Annotated in this window: 20 protein-coding genes; 18 read left to right on the plus strand and 2 right to left on the minus strand. The window is 60.8% G+C overall.

Annotated elements, in window-relative coordinates:
* Nucleotides 1-102 precede the first annotated feature (102 nt).
* A complete protein-coding gene (locus tag BLT26_RS16610) occupies nucleotides 103-252 on the minus strand; it encodes a hypothetical protein (RefSeq protein ID WP_245720679.1) in 150 nt (49 codons plus the stop codon).
* Here BLT26_RS16610 and BLT26_RS08095 point away from each other — a divergent pair.
* The 14 genes from BLT26_RS08095 (at nucleotide 181) to BLT26_RS08160 (ending at nucleotide 12,097) form a co-directional block, all read left to right on the plus strand.
* On the plus strand, nucleotides 181-807 hold the full coding sequence (locus BLT26_RS08095; protein ID WP_245720675.1) for an aminotransferase class IV: 627 nt from the start codon (nucleotides 181-183) through the stop codon (nucleotides 805-807). The two genes, BLT26_RS16610 and BLT26_RS08095, sit on opposite strands and share 72 nt — an antisense overlap.
* On the plus strand, nucleotides 801-1,880 hold the full coding sequence (mltG, locus tag BLT26_RS08100) for an endolytic transglycosylase MltG (RefSeq protein ID WP_245720647.1): 1,080 nt from the start codon (nucleotides 801-803) through the stop codon (nucleotides 1,878-1,880). Before BLT26_RS08095 ends, mltG begins: the two co-directional genes overlap by 7 nt.
* 2 nt (nucleotides 1,881-1,882) lie before the next feature.
* Entirely contained in the window at nucleotides 1,883-2,506 is a 624-nt protein-coding gene (gene tmk, locus BLT26_RS08105; RefSeq protein WP_091511790.1) for a dTMP kinase, read from the plus strand.
* A 35-nt stretch (nucleotides 2,507-2,541) separates the two neighbouring features.
* Nucleotides 2,542-3,570 carry a DNA polymerase III subunit delta' gene (locus tag BLT26_RS08110; protein ID WP_091511793.1) on the plus strand — a complete coding sequence of 343 codons (1,029 nt, stop codon included), beginning with the start codon at nucleotides 2,542-2,544 and terminating at the stop codon, nucleotides 3,568-3,570.
* 108 nt (nucleotides 3,571-3,678) lie between these two features.
* A complete protein-coding gene (locus BLT26_RS08115; RefSeq protein WP_091511796.1) occupies nucleotides 3,679-4,029 on the plus strand; it encodes a PilZ domain-containing protein in 351 nt (116 codons plus the stop codon).
* Nucleotides 4,030-4,036: 7 nt separating this feature from the next.
* Nucleotides 4,037-4,813: a TatD family hydrolase gene (locus BLT26_RS08120; protein ID WP_091511800.1), complete on the plus strand. Its 777-nt coding sequence runs from the start codon at nucleotides 4,037-4,039 to the stop codon at nucleotides 4,811-4,813.
* Nucleotides 4,814-4,840: 27 nt separating this feature from the next.
* Entirely contained in the window at nucleotides 4,841-5,470 is a 630-nt protein-coding gene (locus tag BLT26_RS08125) for a dUTP diphosphatase (protein WP_091513307.1), read from the plus strand.
* A 103-nt stretch (nucleotides 5,471-5,573) separates the two neighbouring features.
* Complete coding sequence (locus BLT26_RS08130; RefSeq protein WP_091511804.1) at nucleotides 5,574-6,554, plus strand: malate dehydrogenase; 981 nt, start codon at nucleotides 5,574-5,576, stop codon at nucleotides 6,552-6,554.
* Nucleotides 6,555-6,710: 156 nt separating this feature from the next.
* Nucleotides 6,711-7,229, plus strand: coding sequence for a DUF2244 domain-containing protein (locus BLT26_RS08135; RefSeq protein ID WP_091511807.1), 519 nt, complete (start codon nucleotides 6,711-6,713; stop codon nucleotides 7,227-7,229).
* A 167-nt stretch (nucleotides 7,230-7,396) separates the two neighbouring features.
* Nucleotides 7,397-7,873, plus strand: a complete 477-nt coding sequence (gene bcp, locus BLT26_RS08140) for a thioredoxin-dependent thiol peroxidase (protein ID WP_091511811.1) — start codon at nucleotides 7,397-7,399, stop codon at nucleotides 7,871-7,873.
* Between the two features lie 437 nt (nucleotides 7,874-8,310).
* Entirely contained in the window at nucleotides 8,311-8,757 is a 447-nt protein-coding gene (locus BLT26_RS08145; protein WP_091511814.1) for a helix-turn-helix domain-containing protein, read from the plus strand.
* 129 nt (nucleotides 8,758-8,886) lie between these two features.
* Nucleotides 8,887-9,219 carry a preprotein translocase subunit YajC gene (gene yajC, locus BLT26_RS08150; RefSeq protein ID WP_091511818.1) on the plus strand — a complete coding sequence of 111 codons (333 nt, stop codon included), beginning with the start codon at nucleotides 8,887-8,889 and terminating at the stop codon, nucleotides 9,217-9,219.
* 98 nt (nucleotides 9,220-9,317) lie between these two features.
* The gene (locus tag BLT26_RS08155; protein WP_091511822.1) at nucleotides 9,318-10,331 is read left to right on the plus strand and encodes a D-cysteine desulfhydrase family protein; all 1,014 of its coding nucleotides are present in this window, start codon (nucleotides 9,318-9,320) and stop codon (nucleotides 10,329-10,331) included.
* A gap of 107 nt (nucleotides 10,332-10,438) precedes the next feature.
* Entirely contained in the window at nucleotides 10,439-12,097 is a 1,659-nt protein-coding gene (locus BLT26_RS08160; RefSeq protein ID WP_091513312.1) for an alanine/glycine:cation symporter family protein, read from the plus strand.
* A 146-nt stretch (nucleotides 12,098-12,243) separates the two neighbouring features.
* Here BLT26_RS08160 and BLT26_RS08165 read toward each other — a convergent pair whose 3' ends face one another.
* Nucleotides 12,244-13,578 (minus strand): glutamine synthetase family protein, encoded by a 1,335-nt coding sequence (locus BLT26_RS08165; RefSeq protein ID WP_091511826.1) that lies wholly within the window; start codon nucleotides 13,576-13,578, stop codon nucleotides 12,244-12,246.
* A 220-nt stretch (nucleotides 13,579-13,798) separates the two neighbouring features.
* On the opposite strand from BLT26_RS08165, the gene BLT26_RS08170 reads away from it, so the two are divergent.
* The 4 genes from BLT26_RS08170 to BLT26_RS08185 all read left to right on the plus strand — a co-directional run bounded on the left by BLT26_RS08170 (nucleotide 13,799) and on the right by BLT26_RS08185 (nucleotide 19,358).
* A complete protein-coding gene (locus tag BLT26_RS08170; protein WP_091511830.1) occupies nucleotides 13,799-15,106 on the plus strand; it encodes an NAD(P)/FAD-dependent oxidoreductase in 1,308 nt (435 codons plus the stop codon).
* 191 nt (nucleotides 15,107-15,297) lie between these two features.
* Nucleotides 15,298-17,631 (plus strand): TonB-dependent receptor, encoded by a 2,334-nt coding sequence (locus BLT26_RS08175; protein WP_175453061.1) that lies wholly within the window; start codon nucleotides 15,298-15,300, stop codon nucleotides 17,629-17,631.
* A gap of 135 nt (nucleotides 17,632-17,766) precedes the next feature.
* Nucleotides 17,767-18,453, plus strand: coding sequence for a TetR/AcrR family transcriptional regulator (locus BLT26_RS08180; RefSeq protein WP_091511842.1), 687 nt, complete (start codon nucleotides 17,767-17,769; stop codon nucleotides 18,451-18,453).
* Nucleotides 18,453-19,358 carry a 5'-nucleotidase gene (locus BLT26_RS08185; RefSeq protein ID WP_091511847.1) on the plus strand — a complete coding sequence of 302 codons (906 nt, stop codon included), beginning with the start codon at nucleotides 18,453-18,455 and terminating at the stop codon, nucleotides 19,356-19,358. Before BLT26_RS08180 ends, BLT26_RS08185 begins: the two co-directional genes overlap by 1 nt.
* The last annotated feature ends 184 nt before the right edge of the window (nucleotides 19,359-19,542 follow it).

Raw genomic sequence — 19,542 nt, forward strand, 5'->3', positions numbered from 1 at the left:
CCGGCAGCGGGGCGCTCCTTTCCGGCTACTGCCCCCTCCGCCATGAATCTTCCGGTCTATTTCCGCAACGGCCTACCGGTAGCCGAATTGCCGCCCGATGCGTCACTCGGTGCCGGACAGCTGGAGACGATGCGTCTCCAGGGTGGGCGTGTGCCCCTCTGGCGGCTTCATCGAGCGCGACTGCTTCGCAGTGGCGCTGTGACCCCCGGCGACCTGGAGCCGGTAGAAAGCACCCTGGGCCAGTTTGGGCATTTTCCCGGCCCTGCGCGGGTTCGCCTGCGCTTTTCCGAGCCGGGACCTCGCCGCAGCTGGGATATGGCTGTCGAGTCACTGGATCCCGGCGAGGGGCTGGAGTCGGGCGTATGCCTGAGCCTCTGCCACACCCGCCTGGAACCCTCCGAAATTGCGAATCCTGGCTGCAAACTGCTGCAGCGACCGCGGTATAATCGCGCCCTGGCCGAATTGCCCGCTACCGGCATCACCTGCGATGGCCTGCTGCTCGACACAGCCGGCCGGGCGATCGAGACCCTGCGCTGCAACCTGCTGGTACGCACCGGGGCGGGCTGGCTGACGCCGGACCTTAGTCGTTGCGGTGTGCGCGGTGTAATGCGAGACTGGCTCCGGGAGAGAGTCCCGGTACGCGAAGTCGATATATCGGTCGAGATGCTCGAACACGCCGCTGAACTCGCCCTGTGCAACAGTGTGCGGGGCGTGTTACCGGTTGCCGAATTGGATGGGCGGTCCCTGGGAACTCCCGGGCCCGAGACCCGTAAGTTACAGCAGTTAGTGACGGAAGAGTTGTGGTAAAGAAGAACAAGCGAGGTGAGCCGGCCAAGCCTGCAGCCGGGCGCCGCTGGCGCTACCTGTTTTTGGGCAGCCTGCTGTTGGTGGTGGCTGCGGCCGGGTCACTCTGGGCATACCAGAAGAGCCTCGTGGAACCACTGGCGATCGGCGAAGACGGTCTCCGGTTTGAGGTGGCCAGTGGCGGCAGCCTGTCGAAAGTACTCGACCGCCTGGGCGAGCAGGGTGTCGTGACCCTCCCCAAAGCCGTCCTGCTGTATGCATACTGGCAGGAAAAGACCGGCATTCATGCCGGGGAGTACCTGATACCTTATGGCAGTAACGCAATGGACCTGGTGGAGCGGCTTCACACCGGTGATGTCACGCGTTATCGGCTGACCCTGGTGGAGGGGTGGACTTTTGCCCAGGCCCTGGACCAGGTGCGGGCGGGCCGCAATATAGTCAAAACCGACGCCGCCGCAGATACCCTGAGCGCGGCCGAGGCACTGGGCTTCGAAGGCGAGAGCGCCGAGGGCTGGATTTTCCCGGATACCTATATTTATCGCTCCGGCACCACCGATATCGAGCTGTTGCGCCAGGCCTACCAGCGCATGCAGAAGGTGCTGGAAGAGGAGTGGCAGGCGCGCAGCGATAACCTTCCCTATGCCGGCCCTTACGAGGCCCTGATCATGGCCTCGCTGGTCGAGAAGGAAACCGGCCAGCCCTCGGAACGCGATGAGATCGCCGGCGTTTTCGTGCGGCGGCTCAACAAGGGCATGCGCCTGCAGACCGACCCCACGGTGATTTACGGGCTGGGTGACGAGTTCGACGGGAACCTCAGGCGTGTACACCTGCGCCAGGCAAACCCATACAACACCTATGTGATCAAAGGGCTGCCCCCGACACCCATTGCCCTGCCGGGGCGGGAGGCTATCCGCGCGGCGCTCAATCCCAAGGCGGGGGACACCCTGTATTTTGTCGCCAAAGGCAATGGCTACCACCACTTCTCGGCCACCCTTGCCGAGCATAACCGCGCTGTGCGGGAGTACCAGCTGAAGCGCCGTGCGGATTATCGTTCCAGCCCGGGCAAGGAGAACTGACCTTGGCCCGGGGCAAGTTCATTACGCTGGAAGGTGGTGAGGGGGTCGGTAAATCCACCAACCTCCGCTACCTGACCGACTGGTTGCGCGCGCGGGAAATTCCCTTTGTGCAGACTCGCGAGCCAGGGGGAACCCCGCTGGCAGAACAGTTGCGCGAGCTGCTGCTGTGCCGGCGTGAAGAGCGAGTGGACCCCACGGCCGAGCTGTTGATGGTGTTTGCTGCCCGTGCGCAGCATCTGGCAGAAGTTATCCTGCCGGCCCTGGAGCGTGGCGAATGGGTAGTGTGCGATCGGTTTACCGACGCCACTTACGCCTACCAGGGCGGTGGCCGCCAGTTGGATCTTGGGCTGATCGCGCAACTTGAGCAGACTGTGCAGGGTGGCCTGCGTCCCGATCGCATCCTGTTGCTGGACCTCGACCCGCAAGTGGGCCTTGAACGCGCCTCGCGGACAGGCGCGGCAGACCGCTTTGAGAGCGAACAGCTGGCGTTTTTTCGCCGGGTGCGTGAAGCCTACCTGGCGCGCGCGGAAGCGGACCCCGCCCGCTATGCGGTGATCGATGCCGCTCAGGCACTGGAAAGTGTCCAGCGCGACCTGGGTGAACAACTGGAGTCGCTCCTCGACTGAGAGGGGCGGTCTTTTGCAACAGCAACAGGACTGGCGTGTCAGAAACTGATCAAACAGCTACCAGCATTCCCTCCCCGCTACCCTGGCAGGCAGAGCCCTGGCAGCGCCTGGGAGCCCAGTGGCGCGCGGGGCGCTGTCCGCACGCGCTGCTGCTGAGCGGTGCGCCGGGCCTCGGCAAGCGTCGCTTTGCCGAGGCGTTTGCTGCGCTGGCGCTCTGTGAACAACCTCGTCACGGTCTCGCCTGTGGGGACTGCCGTGGCTGCCGCCTCTGGCAGGCGGGCTCACACCCTGATTTCCTGCGGGTGCAGCCGGAAAAACCGGGCGGCCCCCTCAAGGTGGAGCAAGTGCGTCAGCTGGGGAGCTTCGTCGGTCGTACCAGCGGCAGGGAAGGGGCGCGGGTCGTGTGGCTGGCACCGGCCGAGGCGATGAACGTGAATGCGGCCAACGCCCTGTTGAAGAACCTGGAGGAGCCGGCCCCGTCGGTGGTCTTTCTGCTGGTGTCGGACGCGCCTGCCGGGCTCTTGCCGACCATTCGCAGTCGTTGCCAGACGGTGCCTTTCCCTGCTCCGGCCCGGGATGTGGCGCTGCGCTGGCTCAAGGAGGGCGGCCTGGACGGCACGGGTGCGGCCCGCGCCCTCGAGCTTGCCGGCGGGGCGCCTCTGCTGGCGGTTAACCTGGCCGAGCCTGAGGCCCGGGAGGCGCGGGAACAGTTTCTCTCGGACCTGACCGAGCTTACCCGGGGCGCGGCCAGCGCAGTGGCCCTGGCGGGGCGCTGGGAGAGTCCGCCGGAAGGGGTGGAACTGCCACAGCTGTTGCAGTTCTGGCAGCACTGGGTGTCGCTGATGATGCGGGCGCGCAGCTGCGACCTGACCCCCGACGAGCAGGTGGTGGCCCTGCTGCAACGATTGCCGGGTGCAGGGGCGGAAAGCCTGCGCCCGCTGTTCGCATTCAGCGACCAGTTGCTGGAGGCCCGGAATGCATTGATGGGCACGGCGAACCCGAACAAGCGGCTGCTGGTCGAGGAGCTGATGATCCGCTGGGGGCGGCTGTACAATCGCCGCTAGGCGAATGGTTGCCGCGTGGCAACTTCCGTGCACCCTGGCCATTCTGGACAGGCCCGGTGTGCTCGGCTACCGTAACGACAATTACAACGACAATACTGAGGATGGAATATGACCGCCATGGGAGGGGGCGCCCGGGGTATCCTGACGCTCAAGATTCAGGACAAGTCGGTGCTCTACGCAGCCTATATGCCGTTTGTCAAAAACGGTGGCCTGTTCCTGAAGACGGACAAGCCCTATAACCTGGGGGATGAAGTCTTCCTGTTGTTGAACCTGATGGACGAGCCTGACAAGGTGCCGGTGGCCTGCAAGGTTGTGTGGATCACCCCGGCGGGGGCCCAGGGCAACCGCTCCCCCGGAGTGGGATTACAGTTTACCGACAAGGACAACCTTGCCCAGAGCAAAATCGAAACGTACCTGGCGGGCTCCCTGGAATCCAGCCGCCCCACCCATACATTGTAAGTGATTGATGCTAGTAGATTCCCATTGCCACCTCGACCGGCTCAAACTGGACAAATTCGGCGGAGACCTCAGTGACGTGCTGAACCTGGCGCGCGCGAGGGGGGTGCACAAGTTCCTCTGCGTGGGGATCAGCCTGGATAACGTGGACCGGGTGGTGGAAATTGCCGGCCAGTATCCCGACGTGGTCTGCTCGGTGGGGATCCACCCGCTGGACGTGGATTCCGGGCTCGCCACCGAGGACCGCCTCGTGGAGCTGGCAAAGAAACCCGGCGTGGTGGCACTCGGCGAAACCGGGCTGGATTACTATTACAGCACCGATACGAAAGATACCCAGCGAGAGAGTTTTGCTGCGCACCTGCGTGCTGCCGGTCGTGCAGGGTTGCCGGTAATCGTGCACACCCGCGATGCGCGTGAGGATACCCTGGAACTCATTCGCACCCATGGCTCGCTTGACCATGCCGGCGTGCTCCACTGCTTTACCGAAAGCTGGGAGATGGCCCGGGCGGCCCTGGACCTGAATTACTATATCTCCCTTTCCGGTATCGTGACCTTCAAGAACGCCGAAGAGCTCCGGGACGTGGCCCGCAAGCTGCCGCTCGACCGATTGCTGGTGGAGACGGACTCGCCGTACCTGGCGCCGGTGCCTTATCGGGGTAAGCCCAACATCCCTGCCTACGTGCGGGAGGTGGCAGAGTTCATCGCCGAGCTCCGCGGGCTGGCGCTGGAGGAACTGGCCGAAATCACCACAGAAAACTTTTACCGACTTTTCCCGCGGGCCGCCTGAGCCCGCACGCAGGAAGTATTCCCGATGATGCAACAACAGCTGCAGGCCATGCTGGCACTGCAAGACGAGATCAATACGCTGGTGAATGACAACTGGCGTGAGCAGGAGTTTGCCTGGTACCGGGCCATCTGGGTGGAGAGTGCCGAGCTGCTGGACCACTACGGCTGGAAGTGGTGGAAGAAGCAGCAACCGGATATGGACCAGGTAAAACTCGAGCTGGTGGATATCTGGCACTTTGGCCTCAGTCTCGAGCTGCAGCAGGGTAGGCCGGAGAAGGTGGCGGCTGATATGACCGCGGAACTGGCTGCGATGCAGGCCGCCCCGGGTGATTTCCGTGAGCACCTCGAGGTGTTCACGCTGAATACACTGGCCAGCCGCCAGTTTGACCTGGTCGGCTTTGCCCAGCTGTTGGCGGATACCGGCATGTCCTTCGATGAACTCTATCGGCGTTATGTCGGCAAGAATGTACTGAATCGATTCCGCCAGGATCACGGCTACCAGGATGGCAGTTACATCAAGAACTGGGCCGGGCGTGAGGATAATGAGCACCTGGCAGAGCTGAGTGAGTCCCTGGACGCCTCCAGCAGCGACTTCAGCGACCTGCTGTATTCCGCGCTCGCCAGCCGTTACGCCGAAGCGAATACGGCTGCGGTGTAAACACGCGGCATGACCCCCGCGGCGCGGGAGCCCGGCGCCCGAAGGTGAAATTTATCTGCAAGTCTCTATAATGCGGGCCGCTTACAGACGAGGGAGAACTATCGTGAAAGCACCTGTACGTGTTGCTGTGACCGGCGCCGCCGGCCAGATCAGTTATTCGCTGCTGTTCCGCATCGCCTCTGGCGAAATGCTGGGCAAAGACCAACCGGTAATCCTGCAACTGCTGGAAATTACCCCGGCCCTGGAAGCGCTGAAAGGCGTCGCCATGGAGCTGGAAGACTGCGCCTTCCCGCTGCTGGCTGGTATTGTCCAGTCCGACGACGCCAATGTTGCGTTCAAGGACGCGGATTATGCCCTGCTGGTGGGCGCGCGTCCGCGCGGCCCGGGTATGGAGCGCAAGGACCTGCTGGAGGCCAACGCGGCGATCTTCTCGGCGCAGGGCAAGGCGCTGAACGATGTCGCGTCCCGCGACGTCAAGGTGCTGGTAGTGGGCAACCCGGCCAACACCAACGCACTGATCGCCCAGCGCAACGCCCCGGATCTGGACCCGCGCAATTTCACTGCGATGACCCGCCTGGACCACAACCGTGCCCTGTCCCAGCTGGCCAACAAGACCGATAGCAGTGTCAATGACATCACCCACATGACCATCTGGGGCAACCACTCGTCCACCCAGTACCCGGACCTGCACCAGGTCAAGGTGGCCGGTGAAGACGCCATGGAGAAGATCGAGCAGGACTGGTACGAGAACGACTTCATTCCGACCGTGCAACAGCGCGGCGCGGCCATTATCAAGGCGCGCGGTGCGTCGTCCGCGGCCTCGGCGGCCAATGCGGCGATCGACCATATGCGCGATTGGGCACTGGGCACCGCGGATGGCGACTGGACCAGCATGGCTGTCTACAGTGACGGCTCCTACGGCATCCAGGAAGGCCTGATCTACTCCTTCCCCTGCACCTGCAAGGGTGGGGACTGGCAGATAGTACAGGGCGTCGACATCAATGACTTCTCCCGCGAGAAAATGACTGCCACCGAGCAGGAGCTGGCGGAAGAGCGTGATGCAGTGGCACACCTGCTGCCATAAGCACATCGGGCCGTATCCCGGCCTGGTACGCGAAAACCCGCGCTTTGCGCGGGTTTTTTTATGGCCGGCTGTACGCGATGCCAGGCCTGGCGCGCGTTTTGGTCGCTGAAGTGCCCTGACTACACTTATGGCAGGTAGTACCAGGAAGCCGCGACTATGGTAACTGAAGTTGGCCGCACCTCCCGCGGCAGTACCTGTATCCTCCTGCAGCCTAACCAGTCCCTGTCTGTCACCGGAAACCTGTGGGTGTTCATCTCGCTGCTGGCTGTCTCGCTGGGGATCAGTGTGGCCTTCGCGCTGGCGGGAGCCTGGATGGTGCTCCCGTTCGCGAGCCTCGAGATGCTGCTGCTGGGGGGACTTCTCACTTACGTATACCTGGAGGGCTCGCGCAGGGAGGTGATCCGGATAAACGGCGAGCGTGTTGTACTGGATTGCTCCCGCGGGCATCGTCAGCAGTTTGTCTACCATCGTGAATTTGACCGCGACAGCCTGCGGGTGCTGGTGCGCATGGACACGGCGACCGAGCCGGCTTCGGTAAGCTTTTCCGGCCCCGAGGGCTGCCTGGAGGTGGGGGGCTTCCTCACCGATGCCGAGCGTGCCGCGCTGGTCGAAAAGCTCAGCAGCTGCGGTATCTTTGCCCGCAAGGAGAAGGGGTACGGTGTGGTGCAATTCTGACCGTTGGGGTTGGCGCGAAAAAATATAAATTTATCAAAGGCTTATCTGGCATTCCTAAATCCCTTTCGGGAAGTGTGGTGGTGACTGCCATCGCAGCGACCGGGTTCGGTATAATTGCCCGGCTTTCTTCTTCCACAGCAACTTTAACTTCTGATTCAGGGGGTTTTGTGTCATTTCCCAAGATTGGTAACCTGGCTCCGGCATTTACACTGAAAAACCAGGATGGTGAAAAGGTTTCACTGAAGGACTTCCGGGGTGAAAAAAACGTGGTGTTGTATTTTTATCCAAAGGCGCTGACCCCCGGCTGCACCACCCAGGCCTGCGGCATTCGTGACAGTATTGACAGTTTTGCCGAGCACGACACCGTGGTGCTTGGGGTTAGCCCCGATCCGGAAGGCAAACTGCAGAAATTCATCGAAAAGCACGAACTCAACTTTGACCTGCTGGCGGATGAGGACCACAAGGTGGCTGACAAGTACGGGTGCTGGGGCCTCAAGAAGTTCATGGGGCGTGAGTATATGGGCCTTTTGCGCACCACTTTTATCATCGACAAGGGTGGCCGCCTGCGTCATATCATCGACAAGGTCAAGACCAAGACCCACCATGACGATGTCCTGAACTGGATTTCCGAAAACCTCGACTGAGGTACCTTCCCTCGGTTTGACCGCCAGCCGCGGTGCGGCCTTACCGCGGCTGTCCTCCGCGTTGCGTGGCTGGTTAGCGCCCCTCTGTGCATCATCGATCCGGCGGCGGAGTAAACACCGGCGGACGCTGGCAAGGTGTCATTTAAAAAATTAAAAAAAAGTTGCCTGTCGCGCCTTGCATTCTCTCTGATTGGTCTATACTGGCTTGTGTAAAGAAGCGCCGGCACAGGGTTCCCCTGAAAGGAAGTAGCCGGGTGTAAGGTTAATTTTTGTACAGTTCTGCGATGGATTCGAAGTCTGTTTCAAGTGTTTCCCCGTAACCGGTTGGTAATCGGCTCTTGAAGTCAGTGGTAGGGGCAGGTAAAGATTCAGGGATTCGCAGGAAGCGGACGTAGAAAAAATAACCGCGGCTCACGGAACTTATAAGGAGCAGCTCTATGAATCATATTCAGCCAGATCAGACCTCCCTGTCTGAAGACAAGCCCCTGCAGCAGGCCCGGCTCTCGGGCGATCCCAATATTCTCGATCAGCTACTGGCCCCGCCTGAAGCCACCAGCTTCGGTATTGCCGCGCGCGTGATCGACGTGCTGGAACAGCGCATCGGCAAGGCATCCCTTGCCATTCGCCCTGTGGCGTCCGACCTGAGCATGTCTACCCGTACCCTGCAGCGCCGCCTGCAGGAACATAACCTGAGCTTTGCTTCCCTGCGAGACCACGTGCGTTTCCGCCACGCAGTGCATTTCCTGAAGGACACCGCGCTCAGTGTTGACGGCATATCCAGAATCCTGGACTTCTCCGACAGGACCAGCTTTACCAGTGCCTTCAAGCGTTGGACCGGAATGTCACCGACCGGTTATCGCCGCCAGGTCCGCCAGCGCTTCTGATGGAAATCCGGGCCTGCCAGCGCGGGCCCGTATAGTGCCTCGGGCAGGCCGCCTCCGGCAGATTGCCTCGGCAGGGTAAACCCGTTAGAGTTGGCCACAATTAAATGGCTGACTTTTCGAGGTTGATTGATGAGCTTTTTCATTCCTGCCGCCGTAGCTCAGGAGGCTGCACCTGCGCCCCAGGGTAACCCCATGGTGACCCTGCTGATGTTTGCCGGCCTGTTTGCGTTCATGTGGTTCTTTATTATCCGCCCGCAACGCAAACGGCAGAAGGAGCATCAGGAACTGGTCAACGCCCTGAAAAAGGGCGATGAAGTGGTTATGACCAGCGGCATGCTGGGTCGCATCGACAAGGTGGATGAGGACTACCTGGTGCTTGAGGTTGCCGACAATATGCAACTCAAGTTCCAGAAGGTGGCAGTGCACGCCATTTTGCCCAAGGGCACCATCAAGAAAATCTAGGACCACTCTGGACGGTTCCGTGAAAACCCGGCGTGATGCCGGGTTTTTTGCATGGCGGGCCCGGCCAGTAGCAAACCGGAAAGGCCGACGGATCGACCATGGATACTCTTGCCTTCCCAGCCCGAGTCGAACTCGCCCGTCTTCCGACCCCGTTGCAGCCCCTCGATCGTATTACCGAGAAATATTCCACCCCGTTTGACGGCCCGCGCATCTGGGTCAAGCGCGATGACCTTACAGAAGCCGCCATGTCCGGGAACAAGCTGCGCAAGCTGGAGTTTATTGCGGGGGCGGCGCTGGAGCGAGGCTGTGACACCCTCATTACCTGTGGTGGCCTGCAGTCCAACCACTGTCGTACCACCGCCCTGGTGGGGGCCCGACTGGGCCTCAACGTCCACCTTATTCTTCGCGGTGAGCACAGCGGTGAAATGGACGGCAACCTGTTGCTGGACCGGCTCGCCGGCGCAAAGGTGTCGTTTTATCCACAGCGACAGTATTTCCGCGAGCAACAGGAAATTTTTGCCCACTGGGAGAAGGTTTACGCGGATCACGGCCACAAGGCATTGCTGATTCCCACTGGCGCCAGTGATGGCCTGGGCATCTGGGGCTACCTGGCCGGGTCGCAGGAGCTGTTGCAGGACTGCCACCGCGCGGGCTTCAGGCCAGAGTACGTTGTCTGTGCCACCGGCAGCGGGGGAACCCAGGCGGGCCTGACACTCGGGTTTCACCTGGCCGGGGCGGCCACGGTCGTGGAGGGGTATGCGGTCTGTGATGATGAGCAGTATTTCATCCGCAAGGTCCACGAGGATGTGGCAGCCTGGTCCGCTGATGGTGGTCACGGCTTTGATGAAAAAACGCTCAATGTCAGTGTGAATGCCGATTATATCGGCCCGGGATACGCAGTGGCCGATGAGCCCGTTTACCGGACTATCGCGGAAGCGGCATCGCTGGAGGGGCTGGTACTGGACCCTGTGTATACCGGCAAGGCTTTCCACGGCCTGCTACAGGAGCTGGGCCGGGGACGTTACCGCGACTGCGACAACCTGGTGTTCGTCCACACGGGCGGCCACTACGGGCTCTTTCCACACAGGGCTCACTTTGCATTCCTGGAGTAGGGTAACGGTTACTGTTCTACGTTGCCGGAAACTGCTAATCTGCGCAGCTATCTGCAGCCAGAGCTGTAAAAATAAACGTAAATAATTACAGAGTAGTGGGGGTCAATTTGGAATCCTTCAATCAACTGCTGTTGAGCCTGGATGGCTTGCTCGGCTCGGCGCCCTGGTTTCCATGGGTGCTTTTGGGAGTCGGCCTGTTCTTCACCTTGTATCTGGGATTCCCGCAGGTGCGGTATTTCGGCCATGCGATCAAGATCGTTCGCGGTAAGTACGACAAGCCGGGTGATCCCGGTGATACCTCCCACTTCCAGGCCCTGTCGACAGCCCTGTCCGGTACCGTCGGCACGGGCAATATCGGTGGCGTGGGGCTGGCCATCTTCCTCGGTGGGCCGGCGGCTCTCTTCTGGATGTGGGTGACGGCCTTCCTCGGTATGACCACGAAGTTTGTCGAGGTTACGCTGTCGCACAAGTACCGCGTCAAGGCGGCCGATGGTTATTACGCGGGCGGCCCGATGTTTTACATGGAGCGTCGCCTCAACATGAAGTGGCTGGCGGTCCTGTTTGCCATTGCCACGGTGATCAGCTCTTTCGGTACCGGCAGTCTGCCGCAGGTGAACAATATCGCCCAGGCCATGTACGACACCTTCGGCCTCAACAAGGCGCTGACCGGCGGGGTGCTCGCTATCCTGCTCGGCTTGGTGATCATCGGCGGCATCACCCGCATTGCCAAGGTGACTTCCACTATCGTACCGATCATGGCGGTACTGTATGTAATCGGTGCCCTGGGAGTAATTCTCTACAACGTCGAGAATATCATTCCCTCGTTCGTTGCGGTCTTCAGGGATGCTTTCAACGGCTCTGCCGCAGCCGGTGGATTCCTCGGCGCCAGCTTTGCCTATGCGTTTAACCGCGGCGTCAACCGGGGGCTCTTCTCCAACGAGGCCGGGCAGGGTTCAGCACCGATTGCGCACGCCTCGGCCCGTGCCGATGAGCCGGTTTCCGAGGGTATGGTGTCGCTGCTCGAGCCGTTTATCGACACCCTGATTATCTGTACATTGACGGGCCTGGTTATCCTGTCGTCCGGCGTGTGGACCGAAAAGCACTTCAACCGCTTTGAGCGGGCCGATATGGTCGCGCTTGCGGGCAACTATACCGATGAGAAGCCCGGGGACGTGAAGCAGCTGTTCGGTTTCCTGAGCGGCCAGCCCACCGAGGTGGAAACCTTCAACGGCTCTATCGTAGTGGCCGATGGCCGCCCGCTGAACCAGGGTGAGTTCACGCTGATCAATGCGCGCTCCATCGCCGAGGATATCGAGTTCCGTGTCGGGGAGGACACTTTCAGCGGCGTGCTGACCGTGAGGGATGGACGCTTTGCCAATCCCAACATCGAGGTCTGGGGTAACTCTCTGGTTCACTCTGTCGCCCTGACCAACGTCGCTTTCCAGCGTGGTTTCTTCGGTGAATACGGTAGCCTGATCGTTACGCTGGGCATCCTGCTGTTTGCCTTCTCTACCGCAATCGCCTGGTCTTACTACGGCGATCGCTCGATGATCTACCTGCTCGGCCCGCGTGCAGTCATGCCATACCGCCTGGTCTATGTGCTGGCATTCTTCTGGGCGGCTATCGAGGATACGACAATCATCTGGAACCTGTCGGCTGTGGCAATCGTCATCATGACACTGCCCAACCTCTTCGGTATCAGTGTCCTCGCGCGGGAAATGAAGGATACCGTCAAGGATTACTGGAAGGATCCCAGTCACAAGTAGTGAAAGCGATTCCGGAGGCCATCCGGGATCGCGAAGGGGCCCGGAAGGGCAAAGAAAAAGGGCAGCGTTTGCTGCCCTTTTTCGTGGGTGCCAGTGCGGTCGCTGGAGGCTTTTTGGTGCCCTGTAACTCCCGCAGGCGAATAGCGTCAGACGTTCAGGAGCAGGTATTCCCGTTCCCAGGAGCTGATCACGCGATTGAACTCCTCGTATTCATCGCGCTTGATGGCACTCCAGGCCCGTACAAACTTTTCTCCGAACATCTCCTGCGCCTCGGCGCATTCCGCCAGCAGGCTCAGGGCGTGCTCCTGGGTGCGCGGGAGGGTAATGGGCTCAGACGAGCAGTCGCCCTGGTAGGGCGCACTGGGCTTGACCTCGTTGACAATACCCAGGTAGCCGCAGGCAAGGGAGGTGGCGATCGCCAGGTAAGGGTTGCAGTCGGCACCGGGAAAGCGGTTTTCCAGGCGCTTTGCCTGCGGTGAGCTGTCAGGCACCCGCAGCCCGGTAGTGCGGTTGTCGTAACCCCAGTGCAGGCTGGTGGGGGCGGCAATCTCGGGCGTGAAGCGGCGATAGGAGTTCACATTGGGCGCGAAGAAGCTGATAAACCCGGGAGTAAACTTCTGCATGCCGCCGATAAAGTGCATGAAGGTGTCATTCTCTTCGCCATTCTCGTCGACAAAGATATTCCGGCCGGTCTCCGCGTCCACAATGCTCTGGTGGATATGGAGCGCGCTACCGGGCTCGTGCTCCATCGGCTTGGCCATGAAGGTGGCGTATATACCGTGGCGAAGGGCGGTTTCCCTTACGGTGCGCTTGAAGGTGAAAACCTGGTCGGCGAGCTTTAGCGGGTCGCCGTGAAGGAAGTTGATCTCCATTTGCGCGGTGCCTGACTCGTGAATCAGGGTATCCACATCGAGTCCCTGCGCTTCGGAAAAGTCGTACATGTCCTCGATGATAGGCTCGTACTCGTTGGCGGCATCGATACTGTAGGACTGGCGGGTTTTTTCCGTGCGTCCCGAGCGACCGACCGGGGCGGAAAGCTTCTCGTCCGGATCCAGGTTTCGCTTGACCAGGTAGAACTCCACCTCGGGCGCCACGATCGGTTTCCACCCTCTTGCCGCATATTTATCCAGCACGAACTTGAGGATATTGCGGGTGCTGATAGGGTGTGGTCGACCGTCCCGGGTATAGCAATCGTGAATGATCTGCGCCGTGGGTTCATTGGCCCATGGATTGAGTCGAATGGAATCGGGGTCGGGCACCAGCAGCATGTCAGTATCTGCCGGATCCACCAGCTCATTGTGCTCGTCCACATAATCGCCGGTGACCGTCTGTACCAGGATGCTTTCGGGCAGGCGGCTGTCCTGGGTAAGGAATTTGTCCGTGGGGGTAAATTTACCCCGCGCATTGCCGGATATGTCGGGCACCAGGCACTCCACTTCCGAAATTTCGTGTTGCGCGAGCCACTGCTTGATCTTGTCCATTGTGCACCTTGCTGAATAAGGTCTGCCCCCGTGCGGGAATGCATTAGTATACGCCGCTGGCGCCCTTATGAGGATGGGGCTCGCGGCTGGTAATGGGATGGTTCCTGACCGTTCCCGTCGTGAGTTTTGATTATGGCAAAAAACCGAATTATCATTCAATATAAATTGAATTATTATTCGGTTTGCAGTCGTTGCGCGAACCCTATGCGGAGATGATGAGATGACGGCCAGAGGTACAGTGGAAAAATTGCTCGGGCATACCGATTCCTATTACGCAGCCAGTGCCAATCCGGCCCCGGTATATCCCGCCCTCGATGGATCGGAAGAGGCGGATGTATGTGTGATCGGGGGCGGTTACACGGGGCTGTCGTCTGCGTTACACCTTGCCGAGCGCGGTTACCGGGTGGTGGTACTGGAGGCCGAGCGCCTGGCCTGGGGCGCCTCCGGACGTAACGGCGGTCATGTGGGAGTAGGGCAGCGCCGTGGCCAGGAGGACCTCGAGAAGATGCTGGGGCTGGACACCGCCCGGCAGCTCTGGGGTATGAGTGTCGAGGCCGTGCACCTGGTGGAGCAGTTGATTGAGAAGCACAATATCTCCTGTGACCTGAAGCGAGGGATCCTGCACCTGGCCGCCAAGCGCAGTCACAACGAACACCTCAGGCAGGAAGCCGAGTTGCTGCAGGAGCGCTATGGCTACGAGCAGATACGCTATGCCGACGAGGCGGAGACGCGATCGCTGGTCGGTTCGGAACGCTTTTTCGGGGCCCAGGTTGACGATGGCTCCCTGCACCTGCACCCCCTGAATTTTGCCCTGGGCCTGGCCGATGCGGCTGCCGCGGCGGGGGTTACTTTCTTTGAGCACAGCCGGGTGACGCGCTATCGCGGCGGTTCCCCCTGCGTAGTGGAAACCGCCGGGGGCCAGGTGCGGGCAAAGAACGTGGTGTTGGCCTGTAACGGCTACCTGGGCAAGCTGGAGCCCCGCATGGCGGGCAAGATCATGCCCATCAACAATTTTGTGCTGGCCACCGAACCCCTGCCCGAATCTCTCGCGCGGGAACTCATTGCCAATGATTATGCGCTGCAGGACACCCTGTTCGTGATCGACTACTGGAAGCTGTCCGCTGACAACCGGTTGATCTTCGGTGGCGGCGAGAACTACACCTCGCGCTTCCCCCAGGATATCCGCGCGTTTGTGCGCAAGTACATGTTGAGGGTATATCCGCAGCTGGCGGACACCCGCATCGACTTCGGCTGGGGCGGGACCCTTGCCATCACCATGAACCGCATGCCGCACCTGGGGCGGCTGGAGCCCAATATCTACTACAGCCAGGGTTACTCCGGGCACGGCGTGCCCACCGCGACATTTGCCGGCAAGGTTATCGCAGAAGCACTGGCGGGAACCGAAGAGCGTTTCGACGTACTGGCGCAGATTCCGACGCCGACCTTTCCCGGTGGCACCCTGCTGCGATGGCCGGGACTTGTGGCCGGGATGCTCTATTACAGCCTGAAAGACAAGCTGGGTGGCTGAGAAAGGCTTGTCCAGAGGAGCCAAAAGGGGCTAGAGGGTGTCCCAAATTAAAGTTGAACAATAATTCGGTTTGTGGGATAACAGGATCTCGAGCCTACGGATGGGGTGCTGCCACCGGTGGTATTGGATGAGCGACCCTGAATAAGAAAAAGACGGGGATTACCATGCCTGATACATACAAGACACTACCAATGCGGAAACACCTGCTGGCCTCGGCGATAGGGGCTGCAGCCATTGCAATCGGTACCGGCGCCAGCGCCGCCGAGATTGAAGAGGTCACCGTAACCGCCCAGATGCGGGCGGAATCCCTCAAGGATGTGCCGATGGCGGTCAGCGCGTTCACGGGCGACACGGTGAAGAACAGCAACCTGAGTGACTTCAAGGACCTGTTTTCGCTTACGCCGGGGGTGTCGGGCGAAACGACCGATTCCTACTTCGACTCGGTATCGGTGCGGGGGGTCAATAACAACAGTTTCGGCAGCGGCAGCGACCCCGCCCTCGGCATTTTCCTCGACGGCGTCTACCAGAGCCGCACCGGTGCCACACCGAGCATGTACGACCTGGAGCGGGTCGAAATCGTCAAGGGACCCCAGGGCACCCTGTTCGGCCGCAACACCGCCTCCGGCGCCATCTCGATGGTGTCGCGCAAGCCCGGCGACACTTTTACCGGTGAAGTTTCCGTCAGTGCCGGCCAGTACGGGCGCAGCGAATTCGAGGGCGGCGTAGACATGCCCCTCGGTGAAGACCTGGCCGTGCGCTTTGCCGGCAAGCACTTCCAGGAAGACGGCCACGTGGAGAACCTGGCCGGCGGCCGCGACCTGGGCGCCAGCGAGCTGAATGCCATGCGCGTCACTACCGTCTATGACGGCATCCAGGATACCACCGTCACCCTCATGGCCCAGTACGAGGATCGTATCAGCGACGGCACCATCTACCGCGCATTCGATAGCGGTGCCGGTTACAACTACCCGATCCCCGAGGGCGATTACGACCAGGTCTTCAACGATGCCCAGGGCAAGGACGAGTCGGAAATCGGCGACGTGGTCCTTACCGTCGAGCACGATCTCGCCAATGGCACCACACTGTCTTCCATTACCGGTTACAAGACCCACAACTACAGCTACATCGAGGACTTCGACGGTACTCCCCACCCGATCGACACCTACTTCCGGGACCAGTCCGGGGATTTCTTCAGCCAGGAATTTCGCCTGACTTCCAACAGCGCCGGTCCCTTCAATTACGTGCTGGGGGCTTCCTACTACCAGGAAGAGCTGAACACCTACTTTGCCGGCGTGGACAATGAGGACTTCATCTGCGACGGCATCTTTGCCGATGAGTGGGAGGAAGGGCTCGACTCCTTTGTGAGCTGCGACAGCCTGCCGCAGGACGTCCTGGACGAGGCCTTCGGCTTTGAGGGCGAGCCCTGGGAGTATGCACCGGGCCGGCTCTCCATCGAGGAGGCCGACACTGTTGGGGAATACTCCGGCTGGGGCGTTTTTGCGAACACCACTTATGACCTGGGTGAGGCCACCACCCTCGGCCTGGGTGTCCGCTACACCGAGGATGACAAACAGTACAGTGTGGATTCCCCCTGGCCCGACACCTGGACCGGAGGCTGGAATTACCAGGCCATGTATACCAATGGGCCAATTGTCGGTGACAACACCTGGGACAACATTTCCGGCCGCGCGACCCTGACCCAGGTCCTGAGCGACGAGCTGACGGCCTATGCGAGTGTTGCCACTGGCTACAAGTCGGGCGGCTTCGATTACCTCTCATACAATGTGACCGACCCCACCTACGGCAATGACGCCGACAGCCAGTATGCGTGGCTGGACGAGCAGGGCTACGAGGTGGATGCCAGCAATGCCGAACCCAGTAAGTTCGACGAGGAGAATGTCCTGTCCTACGAGTTGGGCCTGAAAGCGAGGCTGTTTGGTAACCGGCTGGCACTCAACGCGGCTGCCTTCCAGTACACCTACGACAACCTGCAACAGGCATTCTGGGTGGGCGCGGCCGCGATCACCAGGAATGTGGGCGAATCACAGGGGCAGGGCCTGGAGGTCGATGCGCGCTGGTTGTTGACTGACAACCTGGACCTCTACCTGGGGATGGCCTGGCTGGATACAGAGTTCACCGGTGCGCCCGCCGAGCTGTGCGACAGCTGTGATGGGAATGAGATGGCATTTTCACCGGCGTTCTCATCGGCCACTGTCCTTACCTACAGCCGCATGACCGGTTTGGGTGAGATCTCGGTATCCGGTGAATACACCTTCACTGGTGAGCAGTGGTCCGACCTGGAGAATACCGAGGCGGTGAGGCTGGATGCGCGCAACGTGATGAACCTGCGCCTTTCCCTTACCTCCCCGGAGGACAGCTGGACCGCCGGAGTGTATGCGGAAAACCTGACCGGTGAGGAGTATTACCACTGGGGCTATGCCGAGGCGCTGTACAATCTGCCTGCCACCAAGACGGACCCGTCGCGCGGCAGGGTAGTGGGGGTAAACCTGGATTACCGTTTCTGATGGTCCCACCTCCCCAGTGCGGGAACATGAAGCCGGCGCCCTGCGCCGGCTTTTTTGTGGGCGGCGGCCATGCCGGTAGGTAGCCGGTACCGGTATCTTATTGATGGTAGACTGCGGTTATCCGAGAATGGGGGCATGAACTTGTCTAACTCTGAACAACGCAAGCGCAAGAGCCAGCTCGCACCGCGCCGGGAGCCGGTACAGGCCCGGGCACGTGAGCGCACCCGCAGGATTCTGGACACTACTGGCCGCCTGCTCGAGGAGGTGGGACTGAATGACCTCACCACTATCCTGATCGCCAAGGAGCTCGGGGTGTCGGTTGGTTCCCTGTATCACTATTTCCCCAACAAGCATGCGATCCTCTATGCGATGGGTGAACAGTGGTTGGCCAGCATGACCGACGCCCTTGAGGAGCTGGGCGGGTCAACGCTGGAGGATATGCCCCTGGAGGGCTTTATCCATGAGCTGGTGGAGCGGCTGCTGGCCGTTTACCGGGAGCAGCGCGGCCTGCTTCCGCTGGTACAGGCCATGTGGGGTATCCCGGAGCTGCACGAACTCGATGAGCGTCACGATGAACTCATCATTACGCATCTGAGTGCCATGTTCCGGCGCATGGGGTTTAGCTCTCCCCCTAACGAGATGGGCCGCCTGGCCCGCGCGACACTGGAAACATGCCATGCGCTGTTCCTGGTGATCGTAAACCAGCGGGGTGTGCGCTCGGAGCGTACCCGCGAGGATCTCGAGCGGATGTTGTTCACCCTGCTGGATGGCCGCCGGGCAGACTCGCGGCCGGGAGGCCTCGATGACGTGGAGGAGCCCTGATGCCGCGCAATGACAAGCTTGTGATCGCGATCTCCTCGCGGGCGCTCTTCAACCTGGGCGACAGTCACCGGGTGTTTGAGGAGCAGGGGCTCGAGGCATTCTCGGCCTACCAGATCGACCATGAAAACGATGTGCTGGAAAAAGGGGATGCTTTCCCGCTGGTGGAGAAATTCCTGCAGATCAACGAGCGCCTGGACGGCAGCCCCAGGGTCGAGGTGATCTTGCTTTCCCGCAATAGCGCCGACACAGGCCTGCGCGTATTCAACTCAATCGAGCACTACGGACTCGATATTACCCGCGCCGCCTTCTGCAACGGCGAGAGCCCGTACCGTTACATCGCACCGTTCGGTTGTCACCTGTTCCTGTCGACTGATGGCCAGGACGTGCGCCGGGCGCTGGAGCAGGGCGTTGCGGCGGCCACGCTGGTGGCCGGCACCGCACAGCAACGGCGCGACGATACCCTGCGTTTCGCATTTGACGGCGATGCGGTGATCTTTTCCGATGAGGCAGAACAGATCTTCAAGCGGGACGGCCTGGCGGCATTCGCAGCGTCGGAGCGGGCCTCGGCCCAGCAGCCCCTCGGCGGCGGCCCGTTCAAGGGTTTTCTTGAGGCTCTGCAGCAGTTGCAGGCCGAATTCCCCGCCGATACCTGCCCGATTCGCACCGCACTGGTCACCGCGCGCTCCGCACCGGCTCATGAGCGGGTGATCCGGACCCTGCGAGCGTGGAACGTACGCATCGATGAATCGGTCTTTCTTGGGGGCCTGCCCAAGGGCGAGTTCCTGCGGGCTTTCGGTGCCGACGTATTCTTCGATGACCAGCCGGCGCACTGCGCTTCGGCGGCCGAGCACGTGGCTACCGGGCATGTGCCCCATGGTATTGCCAATCTCGAAAGCCACTCCTGAGCCAGGCCCGGTCGCTATGGCCGCCCGCTGGCAGCCCATGGAAGGGATAGGTCGCTGGCGCCTGCTTATACCAATCCCGTGTTTCCTGTCACAGGGCGTGCTTTTTCCCGATATTTCATTTTGCCGACAGGCGGGCAGGGCTGCTATTCTTTTCTCGCATAACCTTTTATAGTTTTTATAACTG

The organism is Microbulbifer yueqingensis (assembly GCF_900100355.1).
Classification (GTDB): Bacteria; Pseudomonadota; Gammaproteobacteria; order Pseudomonadales; family Cellvibrionaceae; genus Microbulbifer; species Microbulbifer yueqingensis.

Excerpts from the sequence above, each read along its gene's own strand:
- BLT26_RS08120 (WP_091511800.1), top strand. The coding sequence starts at position 4,037 with ATGCTAGTAGATTCCCATTGCCACCTCGACCGGCTCAAACTGGACAAA.
- BLT26_RS08165 (WP_091511826.1), bottom strand. The coding sequence starts at position 13,578 with ATGGACAAGATCAAGCAGTGGCTCGCGCAACACGAAATTTCGGAAGTG.
- BLT26_RS08115 (WP_091511796.1), top strand. The coding sequence starts at position 3,679 with ATGACCGCCATGGGAGGGGGCGCCCGGGGTATCCTGACGCTCAAGATT.
- BLT26_RS08145 (WP_091511814.1), top strand. The coding sequence starts at position 8,311 with ATGAATCATATTCAGCCAGATCAGACCTCCCTGTCTGAAGACAAGCCC.
- BLT26_RS08135 (WP_091511807.1), top strand. The coding sequence starts at position 6,711 with ATGGTAACTGAAGTTGGCCGCACCTCCCGCGGCAGTACCTGTATCCTC.
- yajC (WP_091511818.1), top strand. The coding sequence starts at position 8,887 with ATGAGCTTTTTCATTCCTGCCGCCGTAGCTCAGGAGGCTGCACCTGCG.
- BLT26_RS08180 (WP_091511842.1), top strand. The coding sequence starts at position 17,767 with ATGAACTTGTCTAACTCTGAACAACGCAAGCGCAAGAGCCAGCTCGCA.
- BLT26_RS08125 (WP_091513307.1), top strand. The coding sequence starts at position 4,841 with ATGCAACAACAGCTGCAGGCCATGCTGGCACTGCAAGACGAGATCAAT.
- BLT26_RS08170 (WP_091511830.1), top strand. The coding sequence starts at position 13,799 with ATGACGGCCAGAGGTACAGTGGAAAAATTGCTCGGGCATACCGATTCC.
- BLT26_RS16610 (WP_245720679.1), bottom strand. The coding sequence starts at position 252 with ATGCCCAAACTGGCCCAGGGTGCTTTCTACCGGCTCCAGGTCGCCGGG.
- BLT26_RS08185 (WP_091511847.1), top strand. The coding sequence starts at position 18,453 with ATGCCGCGCAATGACAAGCTTGTGATCGCGATCTCCTCGCGGGCGCTC.
- BLT26_RS08155 (WP_091511822.1), top strand. The coding sequence starts at position 9,318 with ATGGATACTCTTGCCTTCCCAGCCCGAGTCGAACTCGCCCGTCTTCCG.
- BLT26_RS08175 (WP_175453061.1), top strand. The coding sequence starts at position 15,298 with ATGCGGAAACACCTGCTGGCCTCGGCGATAGGGGCTGCAGCCATTGCA.